The 18,527-nt window shown below is 46.1% G+C and carries 19 protein-coding genes; 4 read left to right on the top strand and 15 right to left on the bottom strand.

Going from position 1 to position 18,527, the window contains the following annotated elements; genetic code table 11:
• Positions 1 to 23: 23 nt before the first annotated feature.
• Together dhaL and dhaM are read left to right on the top strand one after the other, a co-directional pair.
• On the top strand, positions 24 to 650 hold the full coding sequence (gene dhaL, locus V7M78_RS04925; RefSeq protein WP_333647016.1) for a dihydroxyacetone kinase subunit DhaL: 627 nt from the start codon (positions 24 to 26) through the stop codon (positions 648 to 650).
• Between the two features lie 5 nt (positions 651 to 655).
• The gene (gene dhaM, locus V7M78_RS04920) at positions 656 to 1,036 is read left to right on the top strand and encodes a dihydroxyacetone kinase phosphoryl donor subunit DhaM (protein WP_333647014.1); all 381 of its coding nucleotides are present in this window, start codon (positions 656 to 658) and stop codon (positions 1,034 to 1,036) included.
• Positions 1,037 to 1,209: 173 nt separating this feature from the next.
• Here dhaM and V7M78_RS04915 read toward each other — a convergent pair whose 3' ends face one another.
• From V7M78_RS04915 to V7M78_RS04850, 14 genes are all read right to left on the bottom strand, one after another.
• Positions 1,210 to 2,127, bottom strand: coding sequence for an AEC family transporter (locus V7M78_RS04915; RefSeq protein ID WP_333647012.1), 918 nt, complete (start codon positions 2,125 to 2,127; stop codon positions 1,210 to 1,212).
• Entirely contained in the window at positions 2,120 to 3,088 is a 969-nt protein-coding gene (locus V7M78_RS04910; protein ID WP_333647010.1) for a hydroxyacid dehydrogenase, read from the bottom strand. The genes V7M78_RS04915 and V7M78_RS04910 overlap by 8 nt, the downstream gene beginning before the upstream one ends.
• On the bottom strand, positions 3,085 to 4,284 hold the full coding sequence (locus tag V7M78_RS04905; RefSeq protein ID WP_333647008.1) for a pyridoxal phosphate-dependent aminotransferase: 1,200 nt from the start codon (positions 4,282 to 4,284) through the stop codon (positions 3,085 to 3,087). The genes V7M78_RS04910 and V7M78_RS04905 overlap by 4 nt, the downstream gene beginning before the upstream one ends.
• A gap of 14 nt (positions 4,285 to 4,298) precedes the next feature.
• Positions 4,299 to 5,450, bottom strand: a complete 1,152-nt coding sequence (locus V7M78_RS04900) for a M20 family metallopeptidase (protein WP_333647006.1) — start codon at positions 5,448 to 5,450, stop codon at positions 4,299 to 4,301.
• Complete coding sequence (locus V7M78_RS04895) at positions 5,447 to 6,088, bottom strand: cytidylate kinase-like family protein (protein ID WP_333647004.1); 642 nt, start codon at positions 6,086 to 6,088, stop codon at positions 5,447 to 5,449. Before V7M78_RS04895 ends, V7M78_RS04900 begins: the two co-directional genes overlap by 4 nt.
• A 20-nt stretch (positions 6,089 to 6,108) precedes the next feature.
• Positions 6,109 to 6,873, bottom strand: coding sequence for a LamB/YcsF family protein (locus V7M78_RS04890; RefSeq protein WP_333647002.1), 765 nt, complete (start codon positions 6,871 to 6,873; stop codon positions 6,109 to 6,111).
• 24 nt (positions 6,874 to 6,897) lie between these two features.
• Positions 6,898 to 7,905: a biotin-dependent carboxyltransferase family protein gene (locus V7M78_RS04885; RefSeq protein WP_333647000.1), complete on the bottom strand. Its 1,008-nt coding sequence runs from the start codon at positions 7,903 to 7,905 to the stop codon at positions 6,898 to 6,900.
• 3 nt (positions 7,906 to 7,908) lie between these two features.
• The gene (gene pxpB / locus V7M78_RS04880) at positions 7,909 to 8,634 is read right to left on the bottom strand and encodes a 5-oxoprolinase subunit PxpB (protein WP_333646998.1); all 726 of its coding nucleotides are present in this window, start codon (positions 8,632 to 8,634) and stop codon (positions 7,909 to 7,911) included.
• Between the two features lie 30 nt (positions 8,635 to 8,664).
• Positions 8,665 to 9,369 (bottom strand): ABC transporter ATP-binding protein, encoded by a 705-nt coding sequence (locus tag V7M78_RS04875; protein ID WP_333646995.1) that lies wholly within the window; start codon positions 9,367 to 9,369, stop codon positions 8,665 to 8,667.
• The gene (locus V7M78_RS04870; RefSeq protein ID WP_333646993.1) at positions 9,362 to 10,096 is read right to left on the bottom strand and encodes an ABC transporter ATP-binding protein; all 735 of its coding nucleotides are present in this window, start codon (positions 10,094 to 10,096) and stop codon (positions 9,362 to 9,364) included. The genes V7M78_RS04875 and V7M78_RS04870 overlap by 8 nt, the downstream gene beginning before the upstream one ends.
• Complete coding sequence (locus tag V7M78_RS04865; protein ID WP_333646991.1) at positions 10,096 to 11,127, bottom strand: branched-chain amino acid ABC transporter permease; 1,032 nt, start codon at positions 11,125 to 11,127, stop codon at positions 10,096 to 10,098. Before V7M78_RS04865 ends, V7M78_RS04870 begins: the two co-directional genes overlap by 1 nt.
• 9 nt (positions 11,128 to 11,136) lie before the next feature.
• Entirely contained in the window at positions 11,137 to 11,994 is an 858-nt protein-coding gene (locus V7M78_RS04860; RefSeq protein ID WP_333646989.1) for a branched-chain amino acid ABC transporter permease, read from the bottom strand.
• Between the two features lie 70 nt (positions 11,995 to 12,064).
• Positions 12,065 to 13,420 carry an ABC transporter substrate-binding protein gene (locus tag V7M78_RS04855; RefSeq protein ID WP_333646987.1) on the bottom strand — a complete coding sequence of 452 codons (1,356 nt, stop codon included), beginning with the start codon at positions 13,418 to 13,420 and terminating at the stop codon, positions 12,065 to 12,067.
• A gap of 111 nt (positions 13,421 to 13,531) precedes the next feature.
• Positions 13,532 to 14,500: an NAD(P)-dependent oxidoreductase gene (locus tag V7M78_RS04850; RefSeq protein ID WP_333646985.1), complete on the bottom strand. Its 969-nt coding sequence runs from the start codon at positions 14,498 to 14,500 to the stop codon at positions 13,532 to 13,534.
• A 230-nt stretch (positions 14,501 to 14,730) separates the two neighbouring features.
• On the opposite strand from V7M78_RS04850, the gene V7M78_RS04845 reads away from it, so the two are divergent.
• Both V7M78_RS04845 and V7M78_RS04840 read left to right on the top strand, forming a co-directional pair.
• Positions 14,731 to 15,675, top strand: a complete 945-nt coding sequence (locus tag V7M78_RS04845; RefSeq protein WP_333646983.1) for a LysR family transcriptional regulator — start codon at positions 14,731 to 14,733, stop codon at positions 15,673 to 15,675.
• 118 nt (positions 15,676 to 15,793) lie between these two features.
• Complete coding sequence (locus V7M78_RS04840; protein ID WP_333646981.1) at positions 15,794 to 16,597, top strand: putative hydro-lyase; 804 nt, start codon at positions 15,794 to 15,796, stop codon at positions 16,595 to 16,597.
• A gap of 46 nt (positions 16,598 to 16,643) precedes the next feature.
• Here the strand turns inward: V7M78_RS04840 and V7M78_RS04835 are convergent, their stop codons facing one another.
• On the bottom strand, positions 16,644 to 18,512 hold the full coding sequence (locus V7M78_RS04835; RefSeq protein ID WP_333646979.1) for an alpha-amylase family glycosyl hydrolase: 1,869 nt from the start codon (positions 18,510 to 18,512) through the stop codon (positions 16,644 to 16,646).
• Between the last annotated feature and the right edge of the window lie 15 nt (positions 18,513 to 18,527).

The following is an 18,527-nucleotide window of genomic DNA, read 5'->3' as shown; positions in this document are numbered from 1 at the left end:
TATATACGGAGAGGTGATGCAGCATGGCAGACAGCAATAAAGTAATCGAGATTATCAAAGCAATCGGGCACTGCATGGTGGAGCACAAAGAGGAGCTGACAGCGTTGGACCAGCCCATTGGGGACAGCGATCACGGTATTAATCTGGCCCGCGGCTTTGAAGCGGTTGAAAAGAAGCTTCCGGAGCTGGCCGGAAAAGACATCGGAACGATCTTAAAAACAGTGGGGATGACCCTGGTCTCCACTGTTGGGGGGGCATCCGGTCCGCTTTACGGTTCGGCTTATATGAAGGCCGGTATGGCTTTGGCGGGAAAAAACGAAATGGATCAGAAAGATTTCCTGGAGATGATGAAGGCGGCCTCCGATGGTGTGATGCAGCGTGGCAAGGCAGTCTTGGGAGAGGCGACCATGCTGGATGCCATGCTTCCGGCACTGAAAGCTATGGAGGAAGCTGACGCTGCCGGAGCCCCGGCTAAGGATATGCTGGAGGCGGGTGTGCAGGCTGCCTGGGCCGGCACGAACCATACAAAGGATCTGATCGCCACCAAAGGACGGGCCAGCTATGTAGGAGAACGTGGACTGGGACATCAGGATCCGGGTGCAACGTCATTTTCCTATATGCTTGAAACAGTTGCACAGTGGAAAGGATAAGAAGAATGGTTGGGATTGTAATTGTTTCACACAGTGAGGATCTGGCAAAAAGCGTGGTGGGGCTGACCGCCATGATGGCCCCGGATGCAAAAATTGCACCGGCCGGCGGTCTGGAGGACGGCAGTTTCGGCACAAGTTTCGAGAAGATTCAGACAGCCATCCAGTCGGTGTATTCCGATGACGGAGTGCTGGTGCTGATGGATATGGGCAGTGCGGTAATGACCACCGAGATGGTAATAGAGACCATGGAGGGCATGAAAGTGGCAATGGTGGATTGTCCGCTTGTTGAGGGAGCAGTGGTCGCCACCATTGATGCGGCCGGGGGAATGGATTTTGACAGTATCCGGCAGGCACTTTCTTCTGTTGCAGCATCAAATAAGTTTTAAATAGAGGAAGCTTCAACCGTTAGTAAGACCGGAAGTAAATGCAGCAATTCAGCCAAGCTAATTACTCATTAGGTACAAGCAGTCAATAAGCCCGCCTTCAGGCGGGCTTATTAATTATACTTTTTTAGGATATCTCTGCATAACGTTTTCAAAACAGTTTCTCTTCTTTACACTTACAGATACATCATGACCACACACAGTCCAGGCACAGTGATAAGAGACAGTATAGTCGATAAAAATACAATTTTTACTGCAAAATGTTCGTCTCCGTCATATTTCGATGCCAGAATTGCTGTGGTGGTGGCAGCCGGCATTCCGGCAAGCACCACTGAAACCTCCGTAACCAGTTGATCTAACCTCAGCAGACGGCAGATTAACAATACCAGAGCCGGAAAGATCACCAGACGCACAAAGCAATACCATAAATTGTCACGGTCAATAATTTCGGAAGCTTTCACCTCTGCCAGTATGTTTCCAATTACAATCATGGACAGGGCTGTTGTACAGTTACTGGAATACTTAAGGGTTTTTTCAATTCCGCTGGGCAGACTGATCTGGCTGACCATCAGCATAACGCCTATTACAACTGCCACAATGCAAGGATGCGTTGCCACCTTGCGCAGCACATTTTTCCCCCTTGTTCCTGTAAAACAGGATATACCCGCAGACCACATCATGATTCTTTGGGGAATCAAATAAATTGATGCATACAGAAGTCCCTGACTTCCATACAGGCCTTCCACAATTGGGTTTCCAAGAAACCCGGCATTTGATACAATGGTTCCATACCGAAGTACAGGAATCCGGCTTTCACGGGCTCCCGGATAAAAGAACCTTCCCGCAAAGGCCGCAAAGACTTGTATTCCAACTGATATGAAGAAAACCGTAATACAGGATATGAGGATCTGTCTGTTAAATTCAATTAGAAACGACATGATTATGTTGCAGGGAAGGATAAAGCCAATAATTAAATCTGTCATTGGAATTCTGGCTGAAGGAGTCAGAATTCCCAGCCTGGTCATCACATAGCCTGCCATCATCAGGCAAAACATTGCTGTCTGAAGATCCAGCAGGCTTTTCACATCAGCCATTGTACTCCACCTTATTTACCGGCCAGGTTAATGGCTTGTGATACAAAACCTCAAGAATGCCAGCTGCCCCTGTGTAAGACAGATTCTCAGATGCTTCTACTGTCAGCCCTGAACAGTGAGGAGTTACAGACACATGATCCATGGCCAGCAGAGGATTATTTTTCTCCACCGGCTCCTTCTCGAATACGTCAAGTCCGGCGCCTGCGATTTCTCCCGTATTCAATGCTTCCACCAGATCATCTTCCCGAATCACATTTCCCCTGGCAGTATTGATCAGAAAAGCTGTCTTCTTCATGAGCCTGAACTCCTTTATGCCGATGCTGTGAATCGTATCCGGCAAGGCAGGCAGATGCACGCTCACAAAATCCGCTTCTGAAAACACCTGGTCCCGGTCAGCAATCACTTCTATGCCGCACTCCGTCATGCCCGGTTTTACAAAGGGATCATATCCGATCACCCTCATCCCAAAACCGGCAGACGCTTTCTGTGCCACCAGTCCGGCAATGCGGCCGCAGCCTATGAGAGCCAGAGTTTTTCCCTTGATTTCATGAGTATCATTTAACACAAAACGGATATCGTAATTTCCATTAATCAGTTCCTGCTGGGAACACCGTATTCTTCTTGCACAGCTTAATATATGCATCATGGCCATCTCAGCTACGGAATTGTTATTGCCCAGAGGCGCATAGACAACCTGAATTCCTTTCTTAGTGGCATATGCTACATCGATGTTATCATATCCTACTCCATGCTTGGCAATAACCTTCAGATTAGGTGCCATATCAATCATCTGGGAAGTCACAGGCTCATTTCTCACAAATATGGCATTGCAGCGCTTTAACTGATCCTGATAATCCGAAAGTTCTGTTCCATCTGCAATCATCACTTCACAGTCATTTTCTTCCAGAAGTGTTTTTCCTGATGGATGCATGTCCCGCAATAATAACGCACTGTATTTCATACTTCCTTTTCTCCTGTCTGCATTCTCAGTTCTATGATTCCTTCAGCCAGCCGCCTGCAGCCTTCAACAATATTTTCATAGCTGTTTGCAAAAGACATCCTTACATAACCTGCACCATTGTTTCCAAACACATCACCTGGTACAAGCGCTATCTTCTGATGTTCCAGCAGATATTCGACCACCTGGGAAGAAGGAATCCCCAGTGATTTCACATTAATGAAGATATAAAAGGCTCCCTTCGGGCTCAGGCAATGAATACCCGGAGTATTGTTAATGACTTGAACAGCATAATCCCGGCGGCGCTGATACTCTTTCACCATGTCCTCAACCTCGCTGCTTTCATCACGAAGCGCCGCAATACCTGCTTTCTGAACAAAAGAGGCTGCGCAGACAGTGATATGCTGATGCACTTTATTCAGCTCCTGAATCAGTTCGCTGGGAGCTGCCACATAGCCCAATCTCCAGCCTGTCATGGAGTAGGCCTTAGAAAATCCGTTAAAAGTAACGGTACGCTCTTTCATGCCCGGCAGGGATGCAATGCTCACATGTTCGGCATCATCATAAAGAAGGCGGTCATATATCTCATCTGAAATAATTGCCAGATCATATTTTTCAGCCAGTGCCGCAACCTCTTCCAGAGTTTTTCGGCTAAAAATACTGCCGGTGGGATTTCCGGGAGTATTAATCACCATAGCCTTGGTTTTATCGGTAATCAGTGCTTCCAGCTGTTTTATATCAGGCTGATATCCGTTCTCTTCCAGCAGATCATAGCAGACCGGCTCGGCTCCCAGCAGTTTGGGCACATTCAGATAATTGATCCATACCGGATCGGGAACCAGAATTTCATCTCCCGCGTCCAGCAATGCACAGAGAACATCATATACGGCTTCCGAGAGGCCTGCGGTAATGAGGATTTCTTCTGCCTTATAAAAAATGTGATTCTGTCTTTCCAAATACTCTGCCACCTGCTCCCGCAGCTTCATATCTCCAAAGTTAGACGTATAAAATACCTCACCCTTTTTAAGACTTTCTGCACACGCTTCCTTGATATACTCAGGAGTATCAAAATCAGGACGCCCTATTTCAAAATGAATCACCGTCTCACCGGCACGTTCCATCGCCAACGCCTTTTCATTTACCTTACGAATGCCGGAGGGAACCAGCCCTTTCATTCTGTCTGCAATCTTAAAGCCCATTTTTCCTGTCCTCCTTAACCTTTTAATGCTTCCAAAATTGTTAATGCGTAGACCTTTGCCGCTTCTGAGAGTTCTGAAATCCATACATATTCATTTGGCATATGAGCCAGCCGCCCGCTGCCCGGACCGTAAAGCACGGTAGGAATGTGCCCCAGATTGGTAAGAAAATCTGCGTCATCGTGCTGCGGCGTTCCCACCAGCGGACAATCGATTCCCATATACCGGTGTGCTGCCTGAATAGCCTTTACCACCTGAGCCTCCTCCTCAACGATAGAAGGGTTGGACTCGTAAGTCAGCACAGCAGAAGCCTTAAAATCCGGATCTTCCTGCTTAAGCTTATCCAGGATTTCATTGATCTGCTCCAGAAACAGCTCCCCGGTTTCACCCGGAACCGTAAATCTTGAACATTTCAGTATACAGGTATCGGGAACCACACTGGAGCGGCTGCCTCCCTGAATAACACCGGGATTAATGGAACCTTTTCCTGTGTAGGGATTGGTTCCCGGAACAATTCTGCACAGATGATCCACAACCTTTGTCATCATAACGATAGCATTTTTTCCTTCTTCCGGTGTGGCTCCATGAGCGCCTGTGCCATATGTAGTGATCAGCGCTTCCAGCATACCTTCACATGCAAGGCATACGCGAAGATCCGTATCTTCACCGTTGACCGCCATATCACCGGTAAAGCCATCCATCAGTGCCTTCCACGTGCCTTTCCGGCTTACATCCTGAACTTCTTCCTCCACAGGATACATCAGGCAGACTTCTCCGGCAAAATCAGCACCTTCCTTTAAAAGCGCATAAGCCGCAACAATCTGCGCTCCTATGGCTCCCTTGCAGTCTGTACTTCCTCTGCCCCATATCCGGTCTTGATGGACTTTTCCTGAATAGGGATCATCCTCCCAGCCCTCTCCCACCTCTACCGTATCCAGATGGCTGTTAAATATCAGACGTTTCCCTGGCCTGTTTCCCCTGATCCATGCAAAAAAGTTGCCATGACGGTCTGTTTCACATTCAAATCCCAATCCGGTGCAGTAATTCATCAGGAACGCAGCCAGCTCTGCTTCATTTCCGCTGACACTGGGAATCTTCACCATATCTGACACCAGGTTAATCATACGCTCCTGTTCTTCTTCTATACGTTTTAATACTTGTTCTCTCATTCAAGGTTCTCCTGTATTAAAAAGCGGCGTTTTACGATGCCCTTCAGCATGTCAATGCATTCCGCCTTTTCTACCCGGCCTGTATTGATCACATAATCATAATGATTCATGTTAGTCCATTTAAGGCCTCCTGTATAATAATGGTAATAATCAGAACGGTATTTATCAATCTGATGAATCAGACGGTGGGCTTCGGCCTCATCTACTTTAAGCCTGTTCATAACCGTCTTTACACAACACGCTCTGGGAGCGTCAACATAAATGCTTATTACATTTTTTCTTTCCCGCAGAATATAGTCAGCACATTTTCCTACGATTACACAGGATTCCGCCTCTGCCTGACTCCGGATAATTTCCGCCTGGATATTAAACAGGTTATCATCTGATGTAAATTCCTTGTCATCGGGAGTCAAAAGTGCGGCGGCCGGAACACCGGTTAGCAGCCTTCGGATGTTTTTTGCTCTCAGCTTCTCATCTACCTCTGAAAACAGCTGCTCACTGATACCGCTGTAATCAGAAGCCATTTTTAGAATCTGATGGTCATAGCAGGGAATATGAAGTTCATCTGCCAGCATATGTGCAATTTCCCTGCCTTTGCTGCCAAATCCTCTGGCTACGGTAATTACATAATTTCCCATTCCAATTGTCCTCCTGTCTGTTACTTGCTAAAGCAGCTGATCTCAATGCCTTCTTTGCCAAAAGCTTCTTTCAGGGCAAGGACAAATTCCAGCGCATGATCGCCGTCTCCATGTACCAGAACTGTCTCGGCCTTAACTTCAATATCCTTTCCGGTAACAGCTGTAACCTTTCCTTCTTTAATCATACGGATCACCCGTCCAATCGCTTCATCCTTATCCTCAATCATGGCACCAGGCTGGCTTCTTGGCACCAGGTTTCCATCTTCTAAATATGCCCTGTCTGCAAATACCATACTTACGGTTGGAAGACCAAACCTATCTGCCTCTTTTTTTAATACGGAATTTTTCCCATAATATAAGATCCGCATCTCTGTATCAAACTCGCAGCAAGCCTGACACAGTGCTTTTGCGGCAACGGCATCTTCCTGCACCAGATTTCCCAACGCTCCATGAGCACTGATATGAGCCACAGGTTTGCCCGCCGCTTTTGCAAATGCATAAACAGCTCCCAGCTGGTATGTGACCACGTTCTTTATCTCATCATAGGAAAGGGACATCTTTCTCCGGCCAAACCCCTGCAGATCAGGATATCCCGGATGGGCACCGATTCCTGTGCCGTATTTTACAGCCATCTCTACCGTGTGGCGCATAACCATAGGATCTCCGGCATGAAAACCGCATGCAATGTTGGCAGATGACACATGTTTGATGATTTCTTCATTTGCCTCCAGTGTATAACGCCCAAAGCTCTCTCCTAAGTCACTGTTTAAATCAACTTTATACATTCTAAACCTCCTCCTTTAACGGGGTCATTGTTCCGTCACACCGACATGATAAGTCCTGCCTCCCACATGAAGGCGAAAGGTCCGCTGATAAGATCTGTGCAGTTCCTCTTTTATTCCTTCCAATTCTTCCAGCTCAGACAGCCATAACTTCTGCGCTTCTTCCACAGTAACCTGTCTGAAGCGCACTCTTGTACCCGGCAGGGACTGGGCAATCAACGGCAGGTCTGCACTGATGACATTGGCGATTTTGGTGTACCCTCCCATGCTCTGACGTTCACTGAGCATGATGATGGGCAGCCCTGAAGTTGGAACCTGAACTGCTCCCAGCGCAATTCCATCTGAAATAATGTTTCCGTCCGTCTTATGTTCAATGGTTTCTCCCTCCAAACGATATCCCATACGATCGCACTCCTGACTCACCCGGTAAGACGTTCCATAAAATGCCGCCAATCCCGCCTCTGTGAAACGTTCCTCCTGGGGTCCTCCGATTACCCGAAGCTCAATTTCACTGTAACTAACCTTCTGAGGAGTATATCTGATATCATAATTTTCAAGAAATGACCTGGGTGCGGTAAAGCCGATTTCATCCCCTGTCTGAAGTTTCCTTCCGTTCCAGCCTCCGATGGCATTTCTCAGCAATGTGGATTTGCTTCCATCTGTCTCCGGAACAGCCAGCCCCCCTCCAAAAGCAATATAGGAACGGCAGCCGGAGTTTGCTGCACTGCATTGCAGAACGCTTCCTTCATATGCATAAAGGGCGGTATACATCGGAACCTCTCTTCCGTTTAAAGTGAGATTCATAGGAGCTCCCGTAACTGCAAAAAAGTTTGCCTCCGTAAATAAAATCTCCGGCCCCATGAAGGTAGTTTCCAGCACTGCTTCATCCATGTCATTGTCAATCAGAAGATTTGCCAGCCGCATGGAATGCAGATCCATGGCACCCGATGGCGACACGCCGTCTTTCTGACCTCCAAATCTTCCCCGGTCCTGAACGCTGGTCAGAAGTCCAGGGTTTTGAATATAGATTCCCATCGTTTATTCCTCCCTGTATATGACCGGCTTGTAGGTCCCGTCTTCCGCCTGTTTCCGGATTTTCCGGTATTCTTCCGGCGAGACAGGAATAAATTTCACCCACTGGCCTGCCTTTAAATAGCTTCCCTGTTTTCGTCTCCTGTCGTACAGATGAACCGGTGTCCCGCCGATAATATGCCAGCCGCACGGCTGATCAAAGGGAATGGTTGTGGTCTGGGATTCCCATACCACAATACTGTCTCCCGGAATCTTTACTCTGGGAGATTTCAGCCGGGGTATGGTGAAAGTAGGCTCCGGACAGCCGATATAGGCCAGACCCGGAGAAAATCCTATTGCATACACGAAGGACAGATGCCCGCTGTGGCGGCTTATTACCTCATCTTCCGTAATGCCGTCATGTTCTGCCACTATCCCGATGTCAGGCCCCAGTTCACCTCCATAGCATACCGGAAGTTCAATAATCTCTTTCACATGTTCCTGACCGCTGCCGCAGCGGTCCAGCCGTTTAAGGACAGCCTCCTTTAAATCACCATATAAAATCTGTTCCGGCCGGTAATACACCATCACCGACCGATAGGTAGGCACCATTTCTACAATACCCGGAATCGGGTCTTCTAAAAGAACCTTTACAAGGGTATGGACCTTCTGATTTACGGAAATGCTTATAATATTCTGAAACTCCACAGCAAGAGCACTGTCTCCTGTTGGCTTGATTACAACCTCTTCCATATCCTTCCATCTCCTTTTTGCAGCATAGACCTACAGGCCCAGATAAGCCTTTTTCACATCTTCGTTTGCAAGCATTTCCTGTCCGGTTCCTTCAAATACCGTTTCGCCGTTCTGAATGACATAGGCATAATCTGAAATTTCCAGAGTCATATTCACATTCTGTTCTACAATAATGACCGTAATGCCCATTTCTTTGATTCTGCCGACAAACTCAAAAATTTCACCTACCAGCTTTGGCGAAAGCCCCAGAGACGGCTCATCCAAAATCAGGAGCTTTGGCTCTGACATCAGCCCTCTGGCGATGGCCACCATCTGCTGTTCACCTCCTGATAAAGTAGCTGCCGTCTGCTTTAGACGTTCCTTTACACGGGGGAACATTTCATATACCTGCTGGAGACGTTTTTCTTTTCTTTCTTTATCTTTAATCAGGTAAGCTCCCATCATGATATTATCTTTGACGCTCATTTTCCCGAACAGGTGACGGCCTTCCGGCACCATATTAATTCCCAGTTTAACCACGTCATTGGCTTTTTTTCCGCTGATGACCTGCCCTTCATAGGTGATTGTGCCGCCCAGAGGTTTTGCAATTCCCGTGACGGCCTTCAGTGTGGTAGTCTTACCGGCACCGTTGGAACCAATCAGCCCTACTACCTGCCCTTCCTTCACTTCGAAACAAGCATCATGTACTACCGGCATTCCGCCGTATCCCGCTTTTAAATGTTCTACTTTAAGCACTATGAGCACCTCCTAAATAGGCAGAAATAACTTCCTCATTTGAAGTAACCTCCTGGGGAGTTCCTTCCATAAGTAAACGCCCTGCGTTGATAACAACTACCCGGTCAGAAACAGTCATGATTACATCCATTACATGTTCAATGGTGATAATGGCGATATTCATTTTGTTGATTTTACGAATCAGTTCCACTGCTTCCACACGCTCGGTATTGGTCAGACCTGCCATAGTCTCATCCAGCAGAAGGAGCTTAGGCACTGTTGCCAGTGCCCGTGCAATCTCAATTCTCTTCTTCTGGATAACACCCATCTTTCCTGTTATCTCATTCTGATGCTTGCTCAGGCCGCAAAGCTCAATGACCTCCATAGACTTTTCCCTGGCTTCTTTCATGTTTTTTGCTTTTCCAAGAGCACCAACCAGAACATTTTCAAATACAGTCATATTGTTCAGGGACTGGGGAATCTGAAAGGTCCTGCCTATTCCCAGTTTAGAGACATTGTGAGGCTCCATTTTCGTAATATCTGTGCCTTCAAAGATGATTTTTCCATATGTCAGTTTGTGAGCGCCGGACAGAGAATTGAACAATGTGGTTTTACCCGCTCCATTTGGTCCCACCATACCAACAATCTCACCGTAATTTACATGAAAGGATATATCCTCATTGGCTTTTAAGCCGCCAAAGATCTTGGTTGCATTCTGTACATTCAGAATATATTTTTCCTTCTCCATCAGTTTACCGCTCCTTTCTTCTCTGCTTCGGACACTTCTGCCTCTTCCGTTACCGGGGCTTTCTTCTTAAAAAACAAGGCGGCTATCCACTTCACACACCGCTCAAGCAGAGGCATTACACCGTGAGGAAGGAACAGAACAACGATAATTACAAGACCGCCGTAAAGAATCAGGTCAATTCCGGTTCCGGTTCCGCCGAAATAGATTCGGGTATACTGAGAGATCATGACCAGAACCGTCGCACCTATGATAGAGCCGTAAACAGTTCCTACACCACCCATAACCACTACTAAAACAATCATGAGGGACACTGACATGGTGCTGGATATATACGGATCAATGTACAGAAGGTACTGTGCATACAGACTGCCCGCAACACTGACAAATACGGCACTGAGCATAAAGGCCAGTGATTTATATTTTGAAGTATTGATGCCTACGCTTTCTGCCGCCATCTCATTTCCGGCTATACATCTTAAATTATATCCGAACTTCGATTTATCAACGTGAGAAGCAATTGCAATTGCTGCCACCAAAAATGCCAGTGCCACCCAATAATATTCCCTCTTATTAGTGAACTGCATATACAGATAAGGGTTTACTTTTTTATTCAGAAAATCAATGCCTGCGGAACCTCCCAGTACCTTTGTATTAATCAGTATGGTTCTCATACATTCCACTACAGCCATGGTTGCAATAGAGAACTGGGGACCACGAAGGCGCAGAAGAGGGATTCCGATTAGATTTGCACAGATTACAGACAGAATCACACCTATGACCATGCTGACCCATGGAACCACATGAAACAGATGAAACAGTGCTGACGGTGTATAAATACCGATGGCAAAGAACAATGCATGACCGATAGAAACCTGCCCCGCGTAGCCTCCGATAAAGTTCCAGCCAATTCCGGCAATGGACCATATGACAATCAGAAACAGGATATGCTGCTCCAGGGTAGATGTCAGGACCAGCGGAAGCATGACGGCAATCAAAAGCAGAATCAGTTTTGAAAGATACTTTTTCATCATGGCCTCCTCCTATTTCCCAAACAATCCGTTAGGTTTAAACGTTACAATCAGTACATATGCCACACATACAAACAAATACTTAAAGGCTGAGTTGAACGCAAAACCGGCCCCCGTATCCACGAGTCCCATAATTACCCCGCCAAAAAATGCACCTACAATACTTCCGAAGCCTCCAAGTGCAACAGCAATAAATCCAAACAGCTGGAACGTGACACCCACAGACGGGAATACATAGTAATAATATGTAAGGATACATCCGGCGGCTCCGGTGATTCCGCAGGAAAGGCCAAAAGCCAGTGCATAACATCTGTCAGAATCAATACCCATCAGAGAAGCGGCTTCTTTATCCATGGATACTGCCTGGATTGCCTTTCCGAATTTTGTCATATTCAGGATCAAGTACAGCGTCAAGGTCAGCAATAAACAAACGCCCAAAGGAATCAGCTTATTGATGCCAATGCTCAGTTCGCCAACGGAAATGCTGCCGGAAAAAAGCAGTTCTGTGTCACGAATAGTTCTGTAATCACCCTTGAAGAACATCAGTGCCAGATTACAGAGCATCATGCTTAAACCAAATGTCAGAAGCCTCTGCGAAAGCTGGGGCCCTGTCAGAACCCGCCTTACCATCAGATTGTAAATAGCAATACCAAATACAAATAACACCAGTGCACAGATCGGAAGGGAAAACAGAGGGTCCAATCCCAGATACTGATGCAGGAAAAATGCTGTATACATTCCGATCATCAGAAATTCTCCCTGTGCAAAACAAAGAAGACCCATAACCCCCCAGATCAGTGCAATTCCAATGGCTACCAGCGCAATAATGGAACCATTGATGATTCCTTCAACAATAATTTGTGTAAGCATCAGCATTTCCCTTTCATAAATCAGGGCCTGCCGGTATTCCCAGCAGGCCCTGTTGCCTTAACGTGGTTATTTAGTTATTTCCCCATGCTGAAAATGGATAGGCCAGTTCTTTCGCCGCAGCATCTTCAGGGTAAACTGTGTAGAACATACCGTCAAACATCTGAGTCAGAATGGAATTGCATCGGATATTCTGTCCGTTCTCATCAAATTTGATGCCATCCCACGGAACAATCAGCTGCCCTTCGTTTGTAATATCCATATTGATCAGTGCATCTCTGATTGCCTCCGGCTCTGTGGAACCTGCCGCATTGACTGCCTCTGCTACCGTACAAAGACCTACAAAGGAGCGGCAGTAAGCATCAGTCAGATCTTCACCTGTAATTTCCTTGAACATCGTATTAATTTTTCCGATTGTCGGATTGCTTTCCTGAAGGTCAGTGGCATATAAGTTGGTGGCAATGATACCCTCCACATTCTCAACTCCAATTGTCTCAACTGTCTCAGGAGCGGTAAAGCCTGATCTCTGTCCGATCATCATCTTAGGAGCCCAGCCCTGTTCTTTCATTGTTTTAAAGAGCAGAATCGTATCAGCAGTATAGGAACCGCAAAGAAGCACATCTGCATTTGCCGCCTTCAGTTTCATAACCTCTGCGCTTAAGTTTGTCGCACTGGCAGAGTAGGAAATATCCTCCAGAACCTCAAAATTATAACCGCCTATTTGTTTTTGGAACTGGTCTCTCAGCATTGCTCCCCATTCTGAATCTTCATGAATCATGGATACTGTCTTAATATCTTTACCTTTTTTATCCCTTGCATCCTGCATGAACTTCAAAGTATCTTCTACAAATGTAGAATCGTTTGGAGTCGTTCTGAAAAACCACTCATATCCCCGTTCTGTCAGGGTAACAGAGGTACTGTCCGGATTAATAAAAGGAATTCCGTATTTCTCTGCCACATTGCTGGCTGTCTTGGTTACAGAGCTGTGATAAGCTCCCATCAGCACATCAACACCTTCTTCCGTAATCAGACGCTCAGCCTCAGAAAGTCCTACCTCGGGAGATCCTTGGGAATCACTGATAATCAGCTCAATTTTAGCTCCGTTCAGATTTGGAAGTCCTTCTTCTTTTGCAAAGGGAACATTCAGATCGTCATAGGAATTATTAATAATGTCTGCCGCCAGCTTGATGGCTTCCAGTGACTCCTGGCCAATCTTGGCCACGTTTCCGCTGGTGGGATAAATAATCCCGACCTTTACCACATTGTCACCAGCTGACTCCGGAGCTTTGCTTCCTGCAGCAGAACCGCTTTCTGTTCCTGCAGCAGGAGCAGAAGTTGACGGCGTACTATTTCCTGCGCAGCCTGCCAGGGAAACAGCCATAACCCCGGTCATAGCCGCTGCACACAATCTTTTCATCATAGTTTTCATAATCCTCTCTCCTTTTTTAAATAAGTATTTATAAGGCCTGTAAAATACAGAACCGGGTTACCTGGGCCAAATATCTAAAGTGTGATTGCCGGAAACAAAACCATTAATGCTCTAAACAATCCGACTGCGCCGGCCTCCTTCTAAAAACGACCGGATATTTTCAATCGTTTCATCAATTGCTCTTTGCCTGGACTCTTTTGCTCCCCAGGCAATATGTGGTGTCAGGATCAGTTTTCTGTATAGTTCCTGATCCAGTGTTCCCTTCAGATAAGGACTGTCGGGGGGAATGGGTTCTTTTTCATAAACATCAATACAAGCTCCTGCAATTGCCCCTTCAGATAAGGCAGTAACCAGGTCGGTTTCCATGATGATGCCGCCCCGTCCCACATTGATGATACAGGCCGTTTTTTTCATCTGCCTCAGTTCTGTGATTGTAATCAGATCTTTTGTTTTCTCATTCATAGGTGCATGAACGGATACAATATCAGACTGTTTCAGAAGCTCTTTAAGCTCTGCTCTTTCATAATCTTCCTTTCTGTCAATGCCGGAAGCAGAGAAGTAAATAACCCTGCACCCGAAAGCGGAAGCAATTGAGGCCACCTGCCGACCGATATTACCAAGTCCGATGATTCCCCAGGTCTTTCCCCGAAGCTCAAAAAAATGGGTATCAACCATATTGTATAAATCTTTTCCAATCATACTTCTTTCTCTCGTGACCTTTTCATATTCACTGATTCTCTCCATAAACCGAAACAGGAGTGCAAATGTATGCTGTGCCACGCTGTCTGTCGAATAAGCCGGTATATTGCAAAGACTGATTCCCCGTTCCTTCAGAAATTCAAGATCCACGTTGTTATATCCGGTGCCGGTCACACAGATCAGTTTCAGGTTTTTTGCCTCTTCCAGCTGCTGACGGTCAAATCGGATTTTATTTCCAATCAGGATATTCATGTCTTTCACACGTTCCTTCATGATTTCGGTTTCAGTATTCTGGAAAAAACTTACATCTCCCAGCTTACTCAGTTCTGTATAATCCAAGTCATTTCCAATGGTGATTTGATCCAAAAGCCCGATCTGCATAACATTCTCCTCCCTAAAAAACTTAAAAAAAACAGGCGTATCACTTGAGATACGCCTGCGTACACTTTACAAATCAACGATTTTTGTCCGGTCCGGTGAACCGGGATTGATTGTGCTTGATTTTAACAAAAGGAATAACTATAATCAAATATATATTTTTGTATAATACTTATATAAATTTAATTATATCCCTTCCTTATGGACCAGCTTATGCAGAGAGGAGAACGCCTATGCTCAAAGAAATGCATTATGCCTACGAAGTATACAAAGAACAGAGTTTTTCAAAAGCTGCAAAGAATCTATATATCTCCCAACCGGCTCTCAGCGCCATCATCAGGCGCCTGGAGGATGAAATTCACCAGCCTCTCTTTGACCGCAGTACTAATCCCATCCAGCTTACTTCTGCCGGAGCTTATTACATTCAAAACATTGAACAGATCATGACAATTGAACGCAATCTGCAGACATATTTTGATGATTTATCTAATTTAAGGCGGGGTTCTCTCCGTATCGGAGGCGCAACATTTTTCTGCACTTATATTATTCCCCCTCTTATTTCCCCTTTTTCTGAACAGTATCCGGGAATCAATATAGAACTGATTGAAGCCTCCACCAATGAAATATTAAACATGCTTCAGCAGGGGCTGATTGATCTCGCTTTTGACAGCACTCCTCTGGATAACACACTTTTTGATGTAACCCGTATCTACGAGGAAGAAATCCTGCTGGCTGTTCCTGCATCCTGGCCCGTCAATAATCAGCTTACCTCCTGCCGCCTTACATTCTCCCAGGCCCAAAAAAAGAAACAACTTGCAAACGCCTCCGGTGTTCCGCTCCACCTGTTCGCCAATCTTCCGTTTCTTTTTCTGCACGAAGGAAATGACTTATATACCCGGAGTGTTGCCATATGCAAAGCCGCCGGTTTCTTTCCTCAAATTCAAATGTATCTGGACCAGATGATGACGTTGTATCATATGAGTAAATCTCAGATGGGAGCCACATTTCTGCGAAATTCCATCCTGAATTATGAAGTACCAACAGATAAACTGTACTTTTATAAACTGGATTCTTCATTAAATATTCGTCACGTCAGCATCAGCTGCAAAAAAAAGCGCTATGTCTCTCATGCAATGACCACCTTTATTGACTTTTGCAAATCCCAATACAAGGTGTAATCTTTAAGAGGTTTCAAGTAAATAATCTCAAGTCTTTGGCAAATATGATTGACAACTCAGTTTTTTTTATATATCATAACCAGCAAAACTTATTTTGCCGGCAAAGGAGAGAACATTTATGACAAATTCATTGAAACAAGACCTGACAACCATGTCACCAAAAGAAGTCCGTGCACTGATTCGCCAGGGAAAGATCACCTCCTCTACAGCAGGGATGTGCAACGCCTACGCCCAGGCAAATCTGGTCATACTTCCCAAAAAACTGGCTTATGATTTTCTTCTGTATGCGCAGCGGAATCCCAAGCCTTGTCCGATTCTGGAGGTTTCTGATGCAGGCAGCCGTAATCTTCCCATCATTGCAGACGGATGTGATATCGCCAATGATTTCCCAAAATACTGGGTCTATGAACACGGCGAAAAAGTTGGAGAATTTACCAGTGTGGAACAATTTTGGCGCGATGATCTGGTCAGCTTTCTGATCGGCTGCAGCTACTCTTTTGAAGCCGATCTGATAGAAGCCGGTATAGAGATGCGACACCAGACTGAAGACCATGCGGTACCCATGTATATCAGCAATATGGCCTGCAAACCAGCCGGTATCTTCCACGGCAATACCGTAGTCAGTATGCGCCCCATGTCAACTGAGGATGCCATCCGTGCTGCTATTATCACTTCTGCAATGCCCAATGTCCATGGTTCACCGGTTCACATCGGCGATCCTTCCCAGATTGGAATTAAAGACATCCAGAAACCTGATTTCGGTATTTCTGACACAATCAAAGAAGGGGAAGTTCCAGTATTCTGGTGCTGCGGCGTCACCCCCCAGGACGCAGTTATGCAGGCAAAGCCAGATTTCTGCATTACACATGCACCGGGCCATATGCTGGTCACTGATGTCAAAAATTCCATGCTGAAAAACTAGAACCGTGTCCTGTTCGGGTAACGCTGCAGTCAATAAAAAGAGGGTGTCACTGACACCCTCTTAATTTATAGCAGGAAGGAATCCCCATGAATACCACAATCGTCCTGGGAAGAACCATAAACCGTTTCCCTTCTGCTGCCGGCCCCGCAGTTTCTTCATACATGCCGTTGACTTCATTTCTGTCCGTATGGAAAACCACATGCCACTGTTCCCCCTTGGGAACGGTAGGAAGGTCAAATTCATGGGGCTCCCAATGCATATTATAAACCACGTAAAAATGGCTGTCCCTGGTGCCATCAGCCTTTTTCCCATAGTTTCCGCAGTAGAAAACCCCAAGCTGCCTTCGAAAATTTTCAAATTCCGGGCGCCATGCCTGTACGCCGTGATAAGACATATCAGGAAGTCCGCAGGACAGGTAATCCATAATTCTGGGCTCTTTTGGCATGTGAAATACGGGATGGGCCTTCCGGAAAGCGATTACTGCCTTTACAAAATCAAACAGATCTTTATTGGTCTTTTTTAAATTCCAGTTGATCCAGGACACTTCATTATCCTGGCAGTAAGCATTGTTATTGCCTGACTGGGAATTGCCGAACTCATCTCCTGCCATAATAAGGGGAGTTCCCTGACTTAAAAACAGGAGCAGAAATGCATTGCGAAGCTGCTTTTTTCGAAGCTCCACCACCTTTTTCCGTTTGGTGGGACCCTCTACCCCGCAATTCCAGGAATAGTTCACGTCACTTCCGTCCTTGTTATTCTCTCCGTTTGCCTCATTGTGCTTCATATCATAGGAAACCATGTCCATCATAGTGAAGCTATTGGTATTGGCCATATAGTGAATAAGGCCGAAATCAGCAGAATTTCTCCGGGTCCGGTAGGCCAGGGCCTTCATCTGGTCCTCATCTCCCTTAAGCACCCGTCTCATATCGATCATGAATCCGTCGTTGTATTCCCCTAAATGCTTTACCTTTCCGCCGGAAATCCCGCCCCAGTTCTCTGCCAGAAGCTTGATCCTGCTTAAATAAGGATCACGGCCCAGCAGTTCCAGGGGAGGCGCCCCGGTAAGCCGCAGTCCATCCACGTGAAATTCTTCCGCCCAGAACCGGACCGCATCAAGAACAAATGCCGGAGATTCATTTCCTGTAAAATAAAGCTCCGGAATCACCTCAATTCCTTCTTGATGAAGTGCCTTAACAAGACATTTAAACTCCAGGTCAGGAGTCTTTTCCTTACCTGAACCATAGGAGGCCTTGGGAGCAAAGTAAAATCCTGGCCCGTATCCCCAATAATTTAATTTCCCCGTAGGCTTATCCACATGATAAGGAGCTCCAGGTGTGGATTCCTGCATAATGACCTCGGAAAATTCATTGACCGGCATCAGCTCCACTGCCGTAATTCCCAATTCTTTCAAATAGGGAATCTTCTCCTGTATCCCCTGAAACGTCCCTTTATTCTTTACCCCGGAGGAGGAATGCTTTGTAAATCCCCTTACATGGAGGCGGTAGATCACGCTGTCTTCATAAGGAATCTGAGGAAGCTTATCCTCTCCCCAGTCAAATTCCGGAAATTCCACCGGAGTCCTTAAGATCCTGGAAGGGTGTTCCAAATCTCCCCAGACCTCCCGCCCGGTAAACCGTCTTCCATAAGGGTCGGCAAATAACGTTCCGTCAATTTCAAAACAGTATTCCAGGCCGTCAAATTCCTCTCCTAAAAGGGCCATGCTCCACACATCGCCTCTTCTGTACTCCTCAGGAAATGAAAGAGCCTGAACCGGTTTTTCCTCTCCCCTTTTGAATAAAAGAACCCGGCACACCTCTCCCTCTGCGGCTACGCAAAAATGAATTCCGCCATGAATTTTAGAAAGTCCCATGGGATACCCCCGTACATCACGTTTTGCTATCTTGTACTGTTCCATATTTCTTATCTCCTC

It is taken from the genome of Lacrimispora sp. (genome assembly GCF_036758025.1).
In the GTDB taxonomy this organism is placed as follows: domain Bacteria; phylum Bacillota; class Clostridia; order Lachnospirales; family Lachnospiraceae; genus Lacrimispora.
This window is presented reverse-complemented; position numbering and strand designations above follow the sequence as displayed.